Consider the following 18,724-nt stretch of genomic DNA (forward strand, 5'->3'; position numbering starts at 1 on the left):
ATGATACATAAAAGCTATATAAAAATACTGACAGCGGCCATTTTGTTTTGCATGGCCGGCTGTTCGAAAGACTTGGATAGACAGCCCTTGGATAACCTGGGGAATACAACCTATTGGTCGTCGCAAGAGGATGCTGAACGTACAGTTACTGAGATTTACCGCTATCTAGGTTCTAACGAACGTTTTTTTATTTCTTGTGCCACTGATGATAGCTACTCGTGGAGTAATTGGCCGGTAGATATTCAATTTGTTGCCAATGGCAGTGCCACGCCAGGTACCGGTACCTTTGGCAATTTCTGGAAAAATCTGTATCAACAGGTGGCCCGGGCAAATGATGTGACTGACAATATTGACCGTGTACCGAATCTCGATCCGGCCATCAAGGCACGTCTGCTGGGCGAAGCAAGATTTTTACGAGCCTATGCCTATCAACAGCTGACGGGTTTATTTGGCGATGTGCCCCTGATCACCCACATCCAAGCGCCGGAAGAATTTGATATTGAGAAAACACCGAAGGCTGAAGTTGTTCAATTTATATTGGATGAACTCAGTGATATTAGTAATGATTTACCGGAAACCTATGCAGCGAGCGAGTACGGACGGATTACCAAGGGTGCGGCATTGGCCTTAAAAGCACGGGTGGAACTTTATAACGAACGTTGGCAGGAGGCAGCTGAAACGGCCAAACAGGTGATGGATTTAGGCGTCTATCAAATCGACAATAATTACCTGAGTTTGTTTAATGGTGATAATAAGCAAAGTAAAGAAATTATCGTCTCAGCACAGTACCTACCCAATGTGTACCCTAATCCCAATGCGACTTGGATCGGTGCACCTAGTCTTGCCGGTTGGGGGCAGATTGTGCCGTTAAAATCACTGGTAGATGCTTATGAGTGTGTGGATGGGTTGCCGATTGATGAATCACCCTTGTATGATGCCAACCGTCCTTTTGAAAATCGCGATCCTCGTTTAACGTTAACCATTGTGGTCCCCGGTACACAGGTTAACAATACCGTAATTGATATTACCAAACCGGGATCGCCGGATGCACTCGGACAGTCCAATGCTTCATTCTCGGGCTATTACTATAAAAAATACGTGCCTACCACCATCAGTGGGGGATGGGAAACAAGCTCAGCGGCTGATGTCATGATCTTGCGCTATGCGGAAGTACTGCTAACCTATGCGGAAGCAAAAATCGAAAGCGGCCAGATCGATCAATCGGTTTACGATGCTATTAATCAGGTAAGGCAACGGAATGGCGTTAACATGCCAGCGGCTACAACCGCGACGCATCCCGATCAAAATGCGTTAAGGGAGCTTGTTAGGCGGGAACGCCATGTGGAATTCCCTGTCGAGGATAACCGGCTATTTGATATTCGCAGGTGGCGGATTGCGGAGCAAGTTATGCCAGGTAGGGCTTTAGGAATCTTCAATAACTTCGATAGCAGTCGCAGTGATTATAATAATTATGTGTTGGTCGAAACAAGAAATTTCAATCCTTCCCGAGATTATTTATGGCCTATTCCTGCTAATGAAATTTCATTGAATGGTAGTATCACGCAAAATCCGGGTTGGTAGTGATGTGTTAACCTGTGTCAATTTATAAGGGGTAGGCTTTATGCCTACTCCCTATAGTTGGTTTTACAAAGATTCTTGCAACAATCTTTTAGCCCCTTGCGACCGGGCTCCCCTCCCGTGTCACTGTAATGGCTTGTTTTAAAAGCTGACTGCTGATAGCTTTTTAGTTATAAGTTTTAAGTGATAGGTTTTAAGTAGGAGCTTGTGCTAGAGCAACTGTCCATGCCACTGTAATAATACATTATTAAAGCTGATATCTGATATCTGATATCTGACTGCTGATAGCTAACCGTAATATGCTATCTTTGCTTTACGTAGTCGCTACGTTTGCTAAAATAAACCTAATTGTTTCATTTATGAGGTTGTTGATCTTCCTATTCTTCTTCTTACTGCCGTGGACCGGTTTTGCCATTTCTCTTTCGGATTATCGATTTCATGCCATGCCGGAGACTTCTTACTACGGGGGTATCCATAGCATTACCAAAGACAGTATAGGTAGAATATGGTTTAGCGGATATGACGCCTTGTTCGTATATAATGGTCATTCTTTTATACAGATGAATGACCTCGTTACAAGCTATTCGCCCGGCGAATACTGGAACTACGGGCAAGTAATTACCGATCAGGCTAAAAGATTATACGTGGCTACAAACCACGGACTGCTACGCTTCAATTACCGAAGCCAACGGTTTGACCGCATATTGGAAGGCAATATCGGTACCTTGCTGGTCGCGGAAGATGGGATGATCTGGTTGGTCAGAAATAATAAAATCGAATCGTTCCATCCGGATCGTTTAGCTGAAATAACCGAATATCCGCTCGTATCAAAGCTCGCCATATCGGCTTTAATAAACACAGAAAATAACACCTATGTTGCTTCAAAAGGAAAAGTGTACCGGGTAAATAAAGAGACTAAACGATACCATTTATTTGCTGATCTGGGAAACACAGATTATGTGATAAGGGATTTAATCGTGCATCAGGGGCAGACGTATATACTGACGCATAGCCACGGATTATTTGAGTGCGACCGGGAAGGGAAGGTAAAAAAACAGTACACACTCGCTCTCGGTGACGGAAAGTCGGCCACAACTAAGAGCCTTTACCTGGATGCATCAAATATTGTATGGGTCGCCACGCAATCCGGTCTCTTCTTGGTAGACCCGCTTAAAAAAGAGACACGTTTGCTTCGATCCAACTTGCATTATCCGTACTCGCTTCCAAATAATTCGGTTTGGTCTATTTATCCGGATCCGGATGGGGGTATATGGATCGGTATGTATGGCGGGAAATTGGCTTACATGACTTTTTTCGATAATGATCTCAATTATTTCAAACCGACTTTAGGAGGTTTAAATCATCCGATCGTCAGCTGCTTTGAAGAAGATACGCAGGGTAATTTATGGATCGGTACCGAAGGCGGGGGCGTAAATTACTGGAATAGAAAAACAGATCATTTTTCATATTACACGCAGGAAAATAAAAGTGGTATACGATCGAATATGATTAAAAGCCTGCACTACGACAAAAATAGTATGAGCTTGCAAAGCTCAGCATTTAACGGGGGAGTGGCCCATTTTGATGAGCACCGACATCGTTTTGTGGAATTGCCGATTAATCATCCGATAAGCTCACAACCTCTTAATGTCTACGATTTCGCCATGGAAGCTGATTCGGGTATTTGGATGACGGATCCGGATGCGGAATTGATATACAAGAATACAAAAAATGGAAAGATAGAAGTCGTCTCGCTCGTTGATGCCAAGGGGAAGGCGATGCGATTGCGGATTGAAACTCTTTTTCGGGATAAAGGTGATCAGCTATGGCTCATAACACATACCGGATTGTATATTGTACACGTTCGCACCAGACGCATTTTAAAACACCACTATATAGCCAACGCACCTTATGCCGTAAATAATCTCTGTTCCTATGCCGTTACATCAGATTCGGTAATCTGGCTTGGAACACGTGGGGGAGGGGTTAACCGGTTGGACAGCAACGGAAGCTATGTCAATTTTGGCGAAAAGGAAGGCTTATCGGCAAAAACCGTTTTTGGCATACTGGAAGATAGCGATTCAAAGGATGTCTGGTTCGGTACCAATGACGGATTATACTGTTATAAAGACGGTAACAAACGGATTAGCAAATTTCCGGTTGATATTACAAATCTTTGCGGTACATTTTATGCACGTTCGTGTTTTAAAACCTCGACCGGCGAAATGTTATTTGGTGGAACCAATGGGTTCATTATGTTTACACCCCGTAAGATCACACGAAATAACCAAAAACCGAAAGTCTTTTTTACCGATCTATTGATTAATAACAAAAAGGCAGTTCCGGGAGACAAAAATGCACTGCTAAAGCAAGACATTGCTACCCTTTCTTATGCAGATGATAGGGACAACAAGATCGTGCTTTCTCATAAACAGTCGAATATAGAAATACGGGTTTCCACTAATAGTTACCTGCAAGCCGAAAAAAACCGATATGCTTATCGGATGTTGGGTCTTTCGGATAAATGGTTCACGCTCGCCCGAGGTCAGAAGTCGGTTCAATTTTTTAATTTACCTTCGGGAAGCTATATTTTCCAAATAAAAGCTGCCAATAACGACGGTTTATGGGGCGATGATGTGGCTGCTTTGTATTTCCGGATAAAGCCGTCTCCATTTTTGTCTGTCTGGGCGTACATCGCCTATATGTTACTCGTACTATTCATTATCTATTTTATCTGGAGGTATTTCACCAATAAAAAGATATTCGAGCATCGGCTTGAAATGGAGCAACTCAAAGAACAAAATATGAAAGAACTGACGCAGGCGCGGATTAATTTCTTTACCCATATTTCGCATGATCTGAAAACACCGCTCACCTTAGTAGTCGACCCCTTGAAACAATTGAAAGAAACCTTACAAGAAAATCGATCTGCGGCGACCTATGTACAACTCATCGAAAAGAACGTAAATCGCATTCAACGAATGATCAGCCAATTGCTCCAGTTCAGAGAAATAGAAAGTCAAAAAATTACGGTTAATCAGCAACTGGGCGATATTATCCGGTACATTGGCGATATTTTCTCGTTGTTCGAACTTTATGCCAATAAAAAGGGAATCGAAACAGATTTGAAATCCGAAATGGAGAGTTTCTATACGAAATTTGACTACGATGTAATCGAAAAGATATTCACTAATTTATTCTCTAACGCTATAAAATACACAACCGAAAATGGCTTTGTTGGTGTAAAAATAAAGAGAGCGGGACGGGAAGAACTTGCAGCGTGCGGACTAATTCCGCCATTGCACGGCGATTATATTTCAGTTGCTATTACCAATACCGGCGCGACGATTCCGGACGATAAGAAAGACGTGATATTTGAATCTTTCAACCGGTTGTCTATCGGAAAGCCGGCTTTTGAAAAAAGTACCGGATTAGGTCTGTCCATTGTGAAAGAATTGGTTAGCTATTTAGCGGGGAAAGTCAGCTTATACTCGACCGATTCTACCGTTACTTTTACGGTGATTTTGCCATTTACTGCTAATACTGAGGAAACGGGCGATAAGCCGGGATCATATGAATATACGATAGCAGAAATAGACAATATGTTGGTTGAATCGGCAGAGACACAAGCGGTTGATAAATCAAGGCGTAAAGCGAATAGTATCGTTGTCATTGAAGATGACCCCAGCCTACGCTCTTATATGGAGCAACGATTATCGGAGCATTATAATGTATATGCTACCTGCAATGGTTATGAGGGCATCGCAAAAACCGAACGGATATTTCCGCAAATGGTGATTACCGATTTGATGATGCCCGAAGCCGATGGCTTTGCTGTCTGCCGAAAACTCCGTTCCAACATCAAAACGAGTCATATCCCGATCATTGTACTATCGGCGTTGGGCAAGCATGCGGAAAACAAAATTAAAGCACTGGAAAGTGGAGCGAATGTATTTATAGATAAACCCTTTGATATGGATTATCTGCTTAAGCAGGTAGATAACCTGATAAAAAACCAAAATGAACTGAAGGCGTCCTATAGTAAAAAATATATTGCCGAACCTGCAAACATTACCATTTCTTCTGCCGACGAAGACCTACTCCGAAGGGCAATGGAACACATCGAAAAAAATATGAGTAATATGGATTATCATGTCGAATCCTTTGTGTCTGATATGGGAATCGGACGCACGCTCTTATACCAAAAAATAAACGACATACTCGGCATGTCGATTAAGGAGTTTATTTTGGATATACGACTTAAACGCAGCGCACAATTATTAGAACAATCTGATCTCACCATATCCGAAATTTCTTATTTGACAGGTTTTAATAGCCCCAAGTATTTCAGCATCTGTTTTAAAAAGCAATTTGAAGTGACCCCAACGGAGTTTAGGAAGAAAGTTGAGTTGTGAGATTAGTTGATTAGTTGAATCGTTGAGTAGGGGAATAGTGATGAGTGATGAATGATGGGTGATGAGTGAGAATTTTGTGGAGAATGTAGCACAAGCCCCACTTAAAACTTAAAACCTAAAACCTAAAACTTAAAACTGCCCCGTACAAAATAGAACCATTTCTGTACAAATCAATACCATCCCTATTAAGGGCTTCGCTTAGTTTTGCAGCGTAAGCCAATTATCGTAGTACCTAAACAGGTGCCGATAGTAAATTAAGTTTAACCATAAAATCTATTTGCCTATAGAAAATAATATCCAACAAAATAAACGGTCATCACGTACCTAAATATATAGGATGACATAAGAAGTAACTGCTTTTTTAACGTTAACCTTTTCTAAATCTAAATTTACATGATTAAAAAAAATCGCATCAAGCTGAAAGGCTTCTGGGCGATACTTGCTCTCTTTTTGCTGTCAGGTACGCCTCTCTATTCGCAACAACAACTGATTAAAATTACAGGACAAGTGGTTGATGAAAGCGGCGAAGCCCTTGTAGGTGTTTCCGTTCGGGTTAAAGATCAGCGTACAGGCACCGTAACGGATACAGATGGAAACTATAGGCTTCAAGCTTCGCCATCCTCCACACTGATTTTCTCTTATATCGGCTATATCAACCAAGAAGTGGCAGTAAATCCGTCCGGCATAATGAATATAACGATGGCGGGCGAGCAGCAACTTAATGAAGTGGTGGTGGTGGGCTATGGCAGCATGAAGAAGAAAGACGTGACGGGCGGTCTTTCAGTGGTTGGCAAGGAACAATTGGAAATGGTTTCTACCAACAATTTAATGGACCGATTGGTGGGACAGGTAGCCGGGTTTAGCATTACCACCACCAATGCTGCACCGGGGCAAGACCAAACGTTGCTCATCCGCGGAGAGAATTCACTATCAGCAAGTAATTCGCCTTTAATTGTACTGGATGGAATTCCCTATAGTGGCTCCTTAACGGATCTCGATCCCAATAACATTGAAAACCTGACGGTATTAAAGGATGCCTCGGCGGTGGCAATTTATGGGTCGAGGGGCTCTAATGGAGTTATACTGATTCAGACTAAAAGAGGTATGGAAGGAAAGCCGCAAGTGGCTTACCGAGCGCAGCTTGGAATGGCCGAACCGATGCAACGGATTGACGTGATGGGGCCGGAGGAATACATCAAACTGCAACAGGATATCGGTCGTTTAAGAGAGGGTTATACCGGCGAGCTGCTCGATCCGGTGAGCGGAAATATCATCAGTCTTACGGAGCGGGAGAACTACATCAAAGGCATTACTCACGATTGGCAGGATTACATTTTCCGGAAGGCACTGACCACCGATCACCAGCTCAGCATATCTGGTGGAACAGAAAAAACGAAGTACATGGCCGCGGCAGCTTACCTGAGTCAGGAAGGTGTGGTTTATAATTCAAAACTTACGCGCTATAACCTCTCTACAAATATCGACCAAACGTTCAACGATTGGTTGACAACCGGCATAGGTGTTCAGTTTGTACAAAGAGAGGATGGTGGTGTTACGCCGAATATCGAACATGCTATCAAGCAGAGCCCTTACGGAAAATACAAAGATGACGCGGGTAATTATGTGTACGAGCCGATGGAGTATTCACTGATCACCAACCCCATGCTCAACGTAAATGCGGATCAAGACCGAACGAATCGGAATTTTTTCCTCAGTGCCTATGCGAATATTCGTTTACCGATAGAGGGTTTGTCATTCCGTTCCAATTACGGATACAATTATCGAAGCAATTTTACAGGCACCTATTATGGACGTAATACCTTTATCGGGAGGGAGCAAGCGGGACAAGTGGGTGGAAGCGCCCGTATTAGCAATGGGCATACAACCAATTATACTTGGGAGAATCTGCTCAAATATGAACGCGAAATCAATAATCATCGTTTTGACGCAACCGCGCTGTTTAGTATACAGGAGAATAAAAGCATCAGCGCTGCCCAGAGCGGGGATGGCTTCGTAACGGACAATACGAGCTATTATATGATGAATACCGCCGAACGCAATATAACCATGTCGTCCGGGTTGTCTGAAACAGCAATGTTGTCGTATATGTTCCGACTGAATTATGCCTATAAAGGTAAATATATGGCCACCTTAACGGGCCGCTCCGATGGTGCTTCGGTCTTCGGCGTGAATAATAAATATGCCTTTTTCCCTTCTGCTGCCCTGGCATGGCATATGGGCGAAGAGCATTTCATAAAGGACAATCTTGATTGGGTGAGCATGTTAAAATTGCGGGCTTCTTATGGAGCTAATGGGAATCAGGCAATCACGGCTTATCGAACGCTGGATCGCCTCTATTCGAACGTGAAATACATCTGGGGCGATGGTGGTACGGCGGTGAATACGGCGTATCTGGCGGGTGATGGGGTTGGTAACCCGAACCTGAAATGGGAAACGACTTATACGGCTAATATCGGTCTGGATTTTCAGTTATTTAACAATCGCCTGGGGGGTGCTATTAACCTCTATCGATCTAAAACCAAAGACTTGCTGATGATGCGGACGGTGCCAATTATGAACGGTTATAACCGAATCTGGGACAATGTAGGGGAAACCCGCAATAAAGGAATTGAAATAGCTTTGAACTCGGTGAATATTGAAAAAAAAGATTTTCAATGGAGTTCTAATGTTAATTTTTCGCTAAACCGCGATAAAATCGTTGAACTACGGGGCGACCATTTAGATGATATTGCCAATAACTGGTTTATCGATAAACCTTTACGGGTTTTTTATGATTACAACATGGTGGGAATCTGGCAAGCAGGTGATACGTATTCTTTCACCGACGCGAACGGAAAAGAGCGCGAAATCCAGACGGGTGCGGAGCCGGGATCTGCCAGGTTGGAGGACGTAGATGGTAATGGATACATTGACGCGAATGATCGGAAAATTATCGGATCCAAAATGCCAAGCTTCACCGGCTCAATAGGTAATCGGATAAACTACAAGAATTTTTACTTTTCATGTCTGATAAACGGTGTGTTTGGTGTTTGGCGCGATGATAACCTGGCTAATTTTGGCTCGTGGACTTTTGGAATAACCAATTATGTACATGGTGCCAATTATTGGACACCTGAAAACCCAACAGCCGGCATCGTTTCTCCGGGCTATACCAATAGCTTTGGGCATGGCTATTATAAAAAGGTTTCCTATGTAGCGATTAAGAACATGACGTTCGGTTACCGGATCGGGCAAAAAACCGCTCGTAAGGTAGGCTTAAACGCCATTGATGTGAATGTGAGTGTCAATAACCTACATACCTTCTCGAATATCAGACAGGTGCTCAATTACGATAACAGTTGGATGGCCTCTTTTCCGACGGCTCGGTCGTATATGCTCGGACTGAATTTAACTTTCTAATCAATAGGAATACGGAATTAAACATATGCAAATGAAGACTTTTATAAAAATAAGCTTAGCTTTTATAATACTCATTTCCCTGAATGGGTGTAAAGATTTTCTTGAAGAAGACTTGAAGACAGAGCTGGCACCTACTAACACCTTTACCGGTACGTATGGCTTTGAGGTGGGCAGTGCGGGACTATATGCATTGACCCGTTCGGAGTATAATACCTATGGAGAAGGGGGCGCTTATATCCACAATGGTGCTTGTCCGTATGAAGCCTTGCAGGCGGCAACGGATATTGTGGATGTCATCAACAGCGACGCTTCGTTGATGCCTTTTGCTAACCTGACCTTGACGCCCTCCCAGCAGTTTGTAACAACCTATTGGAATTGGGCTTATCACCTGATCTCTTCGGCAAATGAAATACTGGTATATGCGGATCAAAACACCAACTGGGATGCGCCGACGGATAAAGCACGTTTTCAGGCAGAGGCCCGATTCTTTCGCGCTTACGCTTACCGTACGCTGGTGTACCTCTATGGAGATGTACCGTATGTAGAAACTATTTTATATGATTTTCAGCTGAATTTTACCCGGACACCCAAAGCTGAAGTGCTGGAGCATATTGTGGCTGACCTGCAATTTGCAGCGGAACATCTTCCGGAAAATCCGGATCAGGTTAAAGATGGTAAACTGACGAAATGGGCGGCTTATCACTTATTGAGTGAAATGTACCTATTACAGGGCGAATACCAACTGGCTGAACAAGCTGCCTTAGCCGTCATTAATAGCGGACGCTATGAGTTGATGAAAAATCGTTTCGGAGCCAAACAAAATACGGCCGGGGATGTATTTAGCGACCTGTTTATCGAAAATAATCAAAATAGGCAATCAAGTGGCAACCGGGAAAGCATCTGGGTATTGCAGTTTGAATTTAACACGGTAGGTGGGGGCACCAACTCGGATGATTGGACACGCAGGGCGTGGAATCCTAAGTATCAGGATGTGTTAGGTTTTGTGCTGGCCGACACCTTAGGTGGACGTGGCCTGGCGCAAATCGTTCCGATGAAATGGTGGGTAGGCACTCAAGGAACCAATGCTACAGGTAATGTTGCCGGTATTTTTGATGCAACAGACATACGTAACTCAAACTATAATATTAAACGCAATTGGTATTATAACAACGTAAATGAGGCCTCCTTGTACGGTAAAAAAGCGACTATCACGGAACAAACCTGGTTCACAACCAAGTCCTTATTCCCCGCGGTAACGAAGTTTTTCTATGGCCGGGCTGAGAACCTAAGCCTCACCGGCAGTTATAAAGACCGCATGAAATTTCGTTTAGCGGAAACCTACTTGTTGCTTGCAGAAGCTTACCTCGGGCAAAATAACCCGGCCAAAGCAGCCGAGGCGGTCAATGTAATACGGGCACGTGCGGGGGCGTCTTTAATCGACGCCGGTGCGATGACGATGGACTTTCTGTTGGATGAGCGTATCCGGGAATTAGTAGGAGAGGAAAGTAGACGATTTACCTTGGTGCGTACCAAGAAGCTGGTTGATCGCGTAAGGATGTACAACAATGCCATCAAAGGTAAAATACAGGATTATCATGCGCTGTGGCCGATACCACAGGTGATTATCGATGCGAACCGTGATGCTGAATTCCCACAGAATCCCGGATATGGCCAATAGACGCGGATAGCGAATGATACACACTTATGACGATTCGTAAATATGCTATTTCCATAAATCAATTAAATATAAATCTTTAAGTAAAAATTATGACAAAATTAGATGGTAAGACGGTCATCAAATCTGCGTTGATGCTGATTCTCGGTTTTCAGTCATTTGGCTGCTCGAAAGAAATTACTAATTATGCAACAAGCGATCATGGAGACAATACGCTAGTACAACCTAGCTATAACGACAGTTCGGTGTTGCGCAATCCCTTAAATGGTTGGGTGATGTACGCGGCGCGTACCGCCGATGAATCGTATTGGGATACGGAATTTTATGTACCGGACTTAGGTAAAAAAGTAAAGGCCATCGACTACGCCTCGGCCTGTTATGTCCGTACCAGCTGGGCATCCCTGAACCCGAGCGACGGAGTTTATGCCTGGAATGATTCTACTTCCCGAATCGCAAAATTAATCAAAGGAGCGGAAAAGCGGGGTGTGCCCATCGCTTTCCGTATTGTAGTAGATGGACGTGATCAGGGTGCCAATACACCACAGTTTGTCTTCGACGCCGGTGCGAAATATTATTTAGAGAACGCACGATTTCCTGACCGGAAAACCCCCATACCACAGGATCCTGTTTTCCAACGATATTATGCTAAGTTCATCGAAGCTTTAGCCACCGAATTTAACGATCCCGATCGTACGGCATTTATTGATGCTTATGGTTTAGGCAAATGGGGAGAGGCGCATAATGTGATCTATGAAGATCCTGCGACTTCTACGGGTGAAAATACAGAAAGACTTAAAGAGGAGGTTTTTAATTGGGTGACCGACTTGTACGCGCGAACCTTTACCAAGGTTCCCTTGGTGATTAATTACCACCGATTGGTTGGGCATCCGGCGAGTTGGGGAGCCCCCAATGCGAACAGCGACAAATTATTAGTGAGTGCGATTAACAAAGGATACAGCTTGCGGCACGATGCTTTCGGTATGACTGATTATTATCAAAGCTGGGAAAAGCAGTTTGCTAAAACATGGAATTATAAACGCCCGATTATTATGGAGGGCGGTTGGATTACCACGGGCACACACCGCTATTGGATTGACCCAAGTGGTAAATACCGCGAGGGGCATCCCGAAGATGTAAGACAGGGAGAGTTTGACGCATCGGCCGAAGCACATGTCAATATGATGGATTTTCGTGTTGGTGGGGAAACCGCTTCTTGGTTTGAGAAAGCCTTTTCGCTGGTGCAACGTTTTGTGTCTGAAGGTGGTTACCGATTGTATCCCGATGAGCTATACCTACCCGAAAATGTCAATCGTGGAGCGGAGGTAACTATTAGCCATCGTTGGAAAAATATGGGCTGGGGCTATTTTCCCAATAATATCCCGCAATGGAACTACAAGTATAAGGTTGCTTTTGCACTTTTGGACGGGAATAACCAGGTGAAAAAGGTGTTTGTCGATACCAACAGCGAACCTTCCAATTGGTTAATCGGAAATCCGGTGTCTTATGATTTCAAACCAACGGTAGATTTACCCGCCGGCACTTATGCTTGGGCTGTAGCGATAGTGGATACGTCCAAAGGGAATAAACCGGCCATAGAGCTTCCGGTTGACGATGAGGTGACAACGGAGGGATGGTTAAAGTTACTGGATGTACGGGTGAATTAGCCAATTAACCAATTAGCCAATTGGTTAATTGGCTAATTGGTTAACGGCTACCGTTAATCCGTTAAGTTGTTAAATCGTTGAGACGCTGAGTTGTTAAGTAGTTGAAACGTTAAGTAGGTTTTTTTCTATGAGCGTTTCTTCTCAGAACCCACAACCGGCAACTCATAACCAATAACCAACAACTAACAACCGGTAACTAAAAACCAACAACTAACAACCGGTAACTAAAAACCAACAACTAATTTCCGGTAGCCACAATAGCCCATCCATTAGCAACTGCCCGCGGCGTTCCGTCCGAAGGACGGTTTCTGATCTCGTATGACGTACTTGATGGATTGTTTATGAGAAAGGTGGACGAACCGCCACCATCGAGGTTGATCGACTCCTTGACGCCTAAGGCATGCATGAGCTGGCCCAGATCGGTAAAGTTAATGCCATAGGAGTAATCGTATTTCCTTCCGTCTACCACCATAAAGTATAACTTATGGTCTGCCGTAAATCCTACCGCGGTACGAGGTTCTACGGAAGCGTCTGTGTGGCTTATCGGTTCACCGTCTTTTACTAAGCGTTGGTGGCCGCCTAGGGCATGGAAGATCTCGGCTTTTTGTGCCCTATAATCAGCGTCATCTCCCAGCATTAATTGGCCTGATTTGCTGATACCGAAAAAGGTCCAGCCCGCCTGAATGGTGCTACGAATGGCTTGCCCCGATAAGTATACAATGCCACGCGGCTCGCCTGTTGTGGCGTTGAAGAAGTCGGCATTGGAAGCAAAAAGCACCTTGGATGTCGAATCTACATGTTCTACCATTTCCGGAACGGATTGACGGCCATAGGCGGTTGCGCCGTTGGGTGTTAAGGGATGTAATTGAATAGTGGACTGATTCATGTCGGCCTCTACTATAAATATCCGCATGGTATGGCCGTTTATATCCTGGTAGTGAATGTCCGTCTCCTGCACGCCTGGGTGTAATTCTAAGGTCGTATCGCTATATACGCGATGAATCAGCGTGCTGTTTTCTTGCAGGCGAAGGGTCAATTCGCTTCGTGTGTAATCCAGAATCCGGACCGTGCCCTTCTCGTCTTTTTCGCAACCCGCGAGGAAGCTAAGGGCGAGAATAAACCCTAATACCTGTTGCTTTATGTTTAATTTCATATTTGATGCTGTTAATGGGTTAGTAACCTTCGTTCTGTGTGAGATTCGGATTCACCTCGCGCTCGTAATCGGGTATCGGAAATTTGGTTCGATAGTCTTCAATACCCAACACCTCCACGGCTTTACCCGTGCGGACCAAATCGAACCAACGAAAACCTTCTGCGAGTAGCTCCCGTCGCCGCTCGAGGGCTACGGCTGCTTGGTATTCGGCCTCGTTGGAAGGATTGATGGGCGAGAGGTTTCTTGCGGCTCTCAATGCGTTCAACTGCGGCAGTCCTGCCAAACCTTTCCCCTCGGCTGCAATTAAATACATTTCGCCCAGGCGGATAACCGGAATGGGGTCGGTTCCTGTTTGGCCGCTGGGGTATTTATTGATTACATTCAGTGAACTCACCGTTGCGATGCTCATATCTTTGCGGTTGTCGCCCTCCTCAAATAGGTTCATCACTTCATCGGTTGGTTTATAAACGTATGAGCCGCTTACGTCATGCGCATAAGTATAAAATAAAGTGCTCAGGGTAATGCTCGATTCTTCGGTTAGATTTTTAAAGGAGAATATTTCTTCGGTGTTCTCCGTATGCCTGAATATTTTGTCGAATCGATCCAATGAAAAGCTCCCGGAGGCAATCAGCTCTTCTGCCACTTGGGCCGCTTCTGCCAGTTTGTTTTGTCCGAGCAGGACGCGAGCTAGCAAAGCCTTTGCTGCTTGCTGCGATACGTAGTAATAGTCACCTTCGAAAGCCGGTGCTTTTTCCAGGGCTATCGCTAAGTCGGCCTCGATCTGGCTCCACACAGCACTCGAAGGATCACGCGATACGCGTTCAGTGGTGTTTTCCAAGATTAAGGGCACGTCGCCCCATCGGCTTACCAAATTATAATAGATATAAGCACGGAAGAAGTGGGCGGTACCTTCAATCCGCGTGCGTTTGTCAGATTGCGGCAAACCGGCCATGATATGGAGGACGTTGTTGACCTGGTACAGCGACTGGTATAGGCCACTCCAGTTGTTGTTGACCAAATTGTAGTCGGTACGCAGGATGTTACGGATAAAAGCGAGCTCGCTTCCGCCCGAAGCATTAATCAGGTTGCCGCCTACTAAATCGAACATAATGTAGGATTCTCTTCCTTGATTGTTTTGCACGGCATTATACATACCGTTTAACAAGGCATCCATGTCGCGCTCGCTTACCGTTTCAGGTGCTACTGAAGTTTGCGGATAGAAGTCGAGTTTGGTACAAGAAGAGAAGGACACCAGCATCAGGACTGCCAAGATGCCGGTAATTGCTGTTGTTTTATACATGCTTAATTTTTTCTTCATTAAAATCCAATATTAACGCCGATATTGAAGCTTCGCAGTTGTGGCAAGATCAAGTTGTCCTGTCCGATAAATTGCGGATCGAAATCATTGGTTACTTCCGGATCAAAGCCGCGGTATTTGGTCCACAGGTGTAGGTTATCACCCTGTACATATACCCGTAGTCGTTTCATGCCGATTTTATTTGCAACCTGTGTTGGCAAGGTGTAACCAAAATTTAATGCCCGTAAGCGTATGTATGAACCATCCTCTAAGAAGCGGGAAGAATTTTGGGTATTCCAACTATTGCCGTAAATGGCACGCGGGGTTGTATTGCTGGTTCCAGGTCCGGTCCAACGCTCATTAGCTACTCGCTCGGTCATATTCATGAAACCGCTACCCAAGCGGTCGGTGTTGACACGATAACTTGCATACACCTTGTTACCGTAAGAATAGGTGAAAAAGATGTTGAAGTCGAAGTTCTTAAAGCGGAAACTGTTGTTCCATCCACCGTAGAAATCCGGGTTGGCAGTGCCCACAATTTGTCGGTCGGACACATTGATGGCTCCGTTGCCATCCAAATCTTCATACATCACATCGCCCGCACGTACCCCATTTTTATAGAGTGATTCCGGCACTTCCTGGTCCGACTGGTAAATTCCGAGCTGTTTATACATATAGAAGCTACCTACTTCCTGCCCGACCTGCAGGGTCATGTTAGCGCCGATTAACAGCGCTTCGTCACCAATCAGGGAGGTCAGCTTGTTTTTGATAAAGGAGATGTTGAAGTCGGATGACCATTGTACGGGTCCTAGCGGGACCTGTGCGTTCAGCAAAAACTCCCAACCCTTGTTTTCCATTGAGCCGATATTGCTGATGATCGAAGTAAACCCGGAAGTGGAAGGCTCGGGTTTGCTGTATAATAAGTTATCTGTTTTCTTGATAAAATAATCGGCCGTCAGATTCAGTTTGCCACCGAGCAAACCAAGGTCTAAGCCGGCTCCATATTGTCGGGCCGTTTCCCAGGTCAGATCGCGGTTACCATTAGTGCTGACACCGATACCGCTTTGATTATTGTAATTGCGTCCTCCGCTCATTTGGGCATGGTAAGCGTAGCTGCTGATACCATCTTGATTACCCGTTTCACCATAACTGCCGCGAATTTTGGCTGTTGTACCGGCAAGCGACCAGAACGGTTCGCTGGAGATATTCCAGCCGGCGGATACCGATGGGAAGTAGCCCCAACGCTTATCCGGATGGAACTTGGACGAACCGTCCGCACGTAAGGATAGGCTCAGTAAGTATTTATCATCCCAAGATAGATTGGAACGACCGAATATCGACATCAAAGCACTTTCCGTCAAGCTAGTCCCTGCCGAAAGAATGGAGGCAGCTACCGAAAGCTGTTGGAAGGAAGGAGAAGGAAAACCGCTACCTTCTATGTTGGAGCTGGACAGGTTGAGACGCTGATAGGAGTAACCCAATAATCCTTCCACACTAAGTTTATCGAAGGTTTTATTGTAATTCAAGGTGTTCTCCCATAAGATATTGGGTGTAAAGCGACGATTGTCGTATTTTACGCCGATGCCCGTTCCATAAGGATGGTCTTCGGCATAGTAAATATTGTCAAGGGTATAGGTTAGATCGGTACCTAGCATGGTCTTGAATTTCAGTCCATCCGTAATGGTGGCCGTACCGAAGAAAGATCCCAAAAATCGGTAATTATCCAGCGATACGTTTTGCTCATTGATAATCTGGAAAGGATTGTGATAGATCAATTCGTCGGTACCGCCTAAATAATATTCGCCATTTGGCTTAAAAGGACGATCGAAAGGACGTTGGAGCAAAGAACGCCCCATCATGGTGGTTCCTAGGTTCGATCCCGGCACGCGTTTATTCTTGGAATAACTATAGCTGGTGTTTGCCCCGAATTCGAGCCAGTTATAAAGCTTATGCGTTAAATTGAGTTTACCGGTATAACGCGTAAACTTTTGGTCGATAAAGGCTCCTTCCTGACTGAGGTAATTGCCGGATAAGTATACGCTGGTTTTATCGGTACCACCGGTGAAGGATAAGGACAAACTGGTGGTATGGGCCGGACGTGTAATCAGATCAAACCAATCGGTGCCCGGTTCGCCCGGAAAGGGGTTTTCCTTGCGCTCCATGTAATTTTTAGCACCGGGGGTGTAATCGTACTGTGTATTAAAATTGTCGATCGCCTCATTGATGACCGACAGGTACAGATCCGGATCGGCCATTTTCATTTTATCCGTATTGGGCACTACCGATACACCGGTAAAAGCGTCAACGCCAAACTTGGTTTGATTGGCCTTGCCTGATTTGGTGGTAATGAGGATGACGCCGTTGGTGGCGCGACTTCCGTAGATGGCTGCCGAGGCTGCATCCTTCAGCACTTCCACCGATTCGATGTCGCTCGGATTCAACAGCGCGAGCGGATTCATGTTTTCACCAAAATTCAGTAAAGCAGCATTTTGGTTCACGACGGGTATTCCGTCGATTACATAGAGCGGCTCGTTCGTTGCACTCAAAGAGCCGATACCACGGATGGATACCCGATTTACCGTACCCGGGCTACCGGAACCGGCGCTCACCTGGACGCCGGGCATGCGCCCTTGTATCAGTTGGTCCGGACTTAATGCAGGTCTCGCATTTTCTTCGGTCGGTTTGAAAGATGATACTGCCGCTGTGAGGTCGCGCTTTTTCTGCTGACCATAACCAATAACAACCACTTCCTCTAAATCCGACAAATCGATTTTCAAGACTACCTGCAGCTGGTTTTGGCCTGTCATCTTAAGCTCCTGCTTTTGATAGCCGATCAAACTAAAAACCAGCACATCGCCCGTGCTTACCGGTAACTGAAAACGTCCTTGTGTATCACTTGTTACGCCGCGTGTGCTTCCTTTTACGATAATGCTGACCCCCGTCAGTGGATTGCCTGTCGTATCCCTTACCTGTCCGCTAACTGGCTGCGGTTGGAGGCTTGGCTTCCTGGGTTCGACTTGCCTTTCATCTCGTTTAAAGAGAATATTGCGATCGACAATTTTATAAGAGATGGGTAAGTTCTTTAAGCAGGCTTCCAATACTTCTTCTATGGGTCTTTGCTGCAGGTTTAAGCTCACCTTCTCGGTAGTGAAACTCGGATCATCGTAAAGGAATACATATTCCGTTTGATTTTCGACCAATTTGAATACTTGGTCTAAGGGCATGTTCGTTACTTTCAACGACACATTTTGTGCATAAGTCGATGCACTCACTTGGATAAATACCGAAAGCAGTAAACCGACAATTAGTTGAAATCTCATGATGAATTTCAGTTGATTAAATGTTCGTGGAGGCGGCCACCGTAATGACGTAGCCGTTGCATGAAATACTAATTTCATTAACTTTGTAAGGTTTGAGTTTAATTTAATTTGTTTAAGTTCTTCGAATCATTGGCTCAAGCATGTGCGTCTTCTGACTGCCATCAGAAGACGCTTTTTTATGAAGCCTTTCTAGGTAATCTTT

Annotated in this window: 8 protein-coding genes; 5 read left to right on the plus strand and 3 right to left on the minus strand. The window is 44.8% G+C overall.

Features of this window, described 5'->3' with window-relative positions; genetic code table 11:
• The 5 genes from ACH11B_RS09810 (at position 1) to ACH11B_RS09830 (ending at position 12,752) form a co-directional block, all read left to right on the plus strand.
• Positions 1–1,581 carry a RagB/SusD family nutrient uptake outer membrane protein gene (locus ACH11B_RS09810; RefSeq protein ID WP_377613609.1) on the plus strand — a complete coding sequence of 527 codons (1,581 nt, stop codon included), beginning with the start codon at positions 1–3 and terminating at the stop codon, positions 1,579–1,581.
• 356 nt (positions 1,582–1,937) lie between these two features.
• Entirely contained in the window at positions 1,938–5,993 is a 4,056-nt protein-coding gene (locus tag ACH11B_RS09815) for a response regulator (protein ID WP_377613608.1), read from the plus strand.
• Positions 5,994–6,386: 393 nt separating this feature from the next.
• Positions 6,387–9,413 (plus strand): TonB-dependent receptor, encoded by a 3,027-nt coding sequence (locus ACH11B_RS09820; protein ID WP_013665165.1) that lies wholly within the window; start codon positions 6,387–6,389, stop codon positions 9,411–9,413.
• Positions 9,414–9,444: 31 nt separating this feature from the next.
• Complete coding sequence (locus ACH11B_RS09825) at positions 9,445–11,091, plus strand: RagB/SusD family nutrient uptake outer membrane protein (RefSeq protein ID WP_377613607.1); 1,647 nt, start codon at positions 9,445–9,447, stop codon at positions 11,089–11,091.
• A gap of 89 nt (positions 11,092–11,180) precedes the next feature.
• A complete protein-coding gene (locus ACH11B_RS09830; RefSeq protein WP_377613606.1) occupies positions 11,181–12,752 on the plus strand; it encodes a DUF4832 domain-containing protein in 1,572 nt (523 codons plus the stop codon).
• A gap of 238 nt (positions 12,753–12,990) precedes the next feature.
• Here the strand turns inward: ACH11B_RS09830 and ACH11B_RS09835 are convergent, their stop codons facing one another.
• Genes ACH11B_RS09835 through ACH11B_RS09845 form a run of 3 tightly spaced genes read right to left on the minus strand, consistent with a single transcriptional unit; the run spans position 12,991 to position 18,600 of the window.
• Positions 12,991–13,905, minus strand: a complete 915-nt coding sequence (locus ACH11B_RS09835) for a phosphodiester glycosidase family protein (protein WP_377613605.1) — start codon at positions 13,903–13,905, stop codon at positions 12,991–12,993.
• A 19-nt stretch (positions 13,906–13,924) separates the two neighbouring features.
• Entirely contained in the window at positions 13,925–15,223 is a 1,299-nt protein-coding gene (locus tag ACH11B_RS09840; protein WP_377613604.1) for a RagB/SusD family nutrient uptake outer membrane protein, read from the minus strand.
• Positions 15,223–18,600, minus strand: coding sequence for a TonB-dependent receptor (locus ACH11B_RS09845; protein WP_377613603.1), 3,378 nt, complete (start codon positions 18,598–18,600; stop codon positions 15,223–15,225). Before ACH11B_RS09845 ends, ACH11B_RS09840 begins: the two co-directional genes overlap by 1 nt.
• Positions 18,601–18,724 lie beyond the last annotated feature (124 nt).

It is taken from the genome of Olivibacter sp. EAT-5, assembly GCF_044784325.1.
GTDB classification, from domain to species: Bacteria; Bacteroidota; Bacteroidia; order Sphingobacteriales; family Sphingobacteriaceae; genus Olivibacter; species Olivibacter oleidegradans.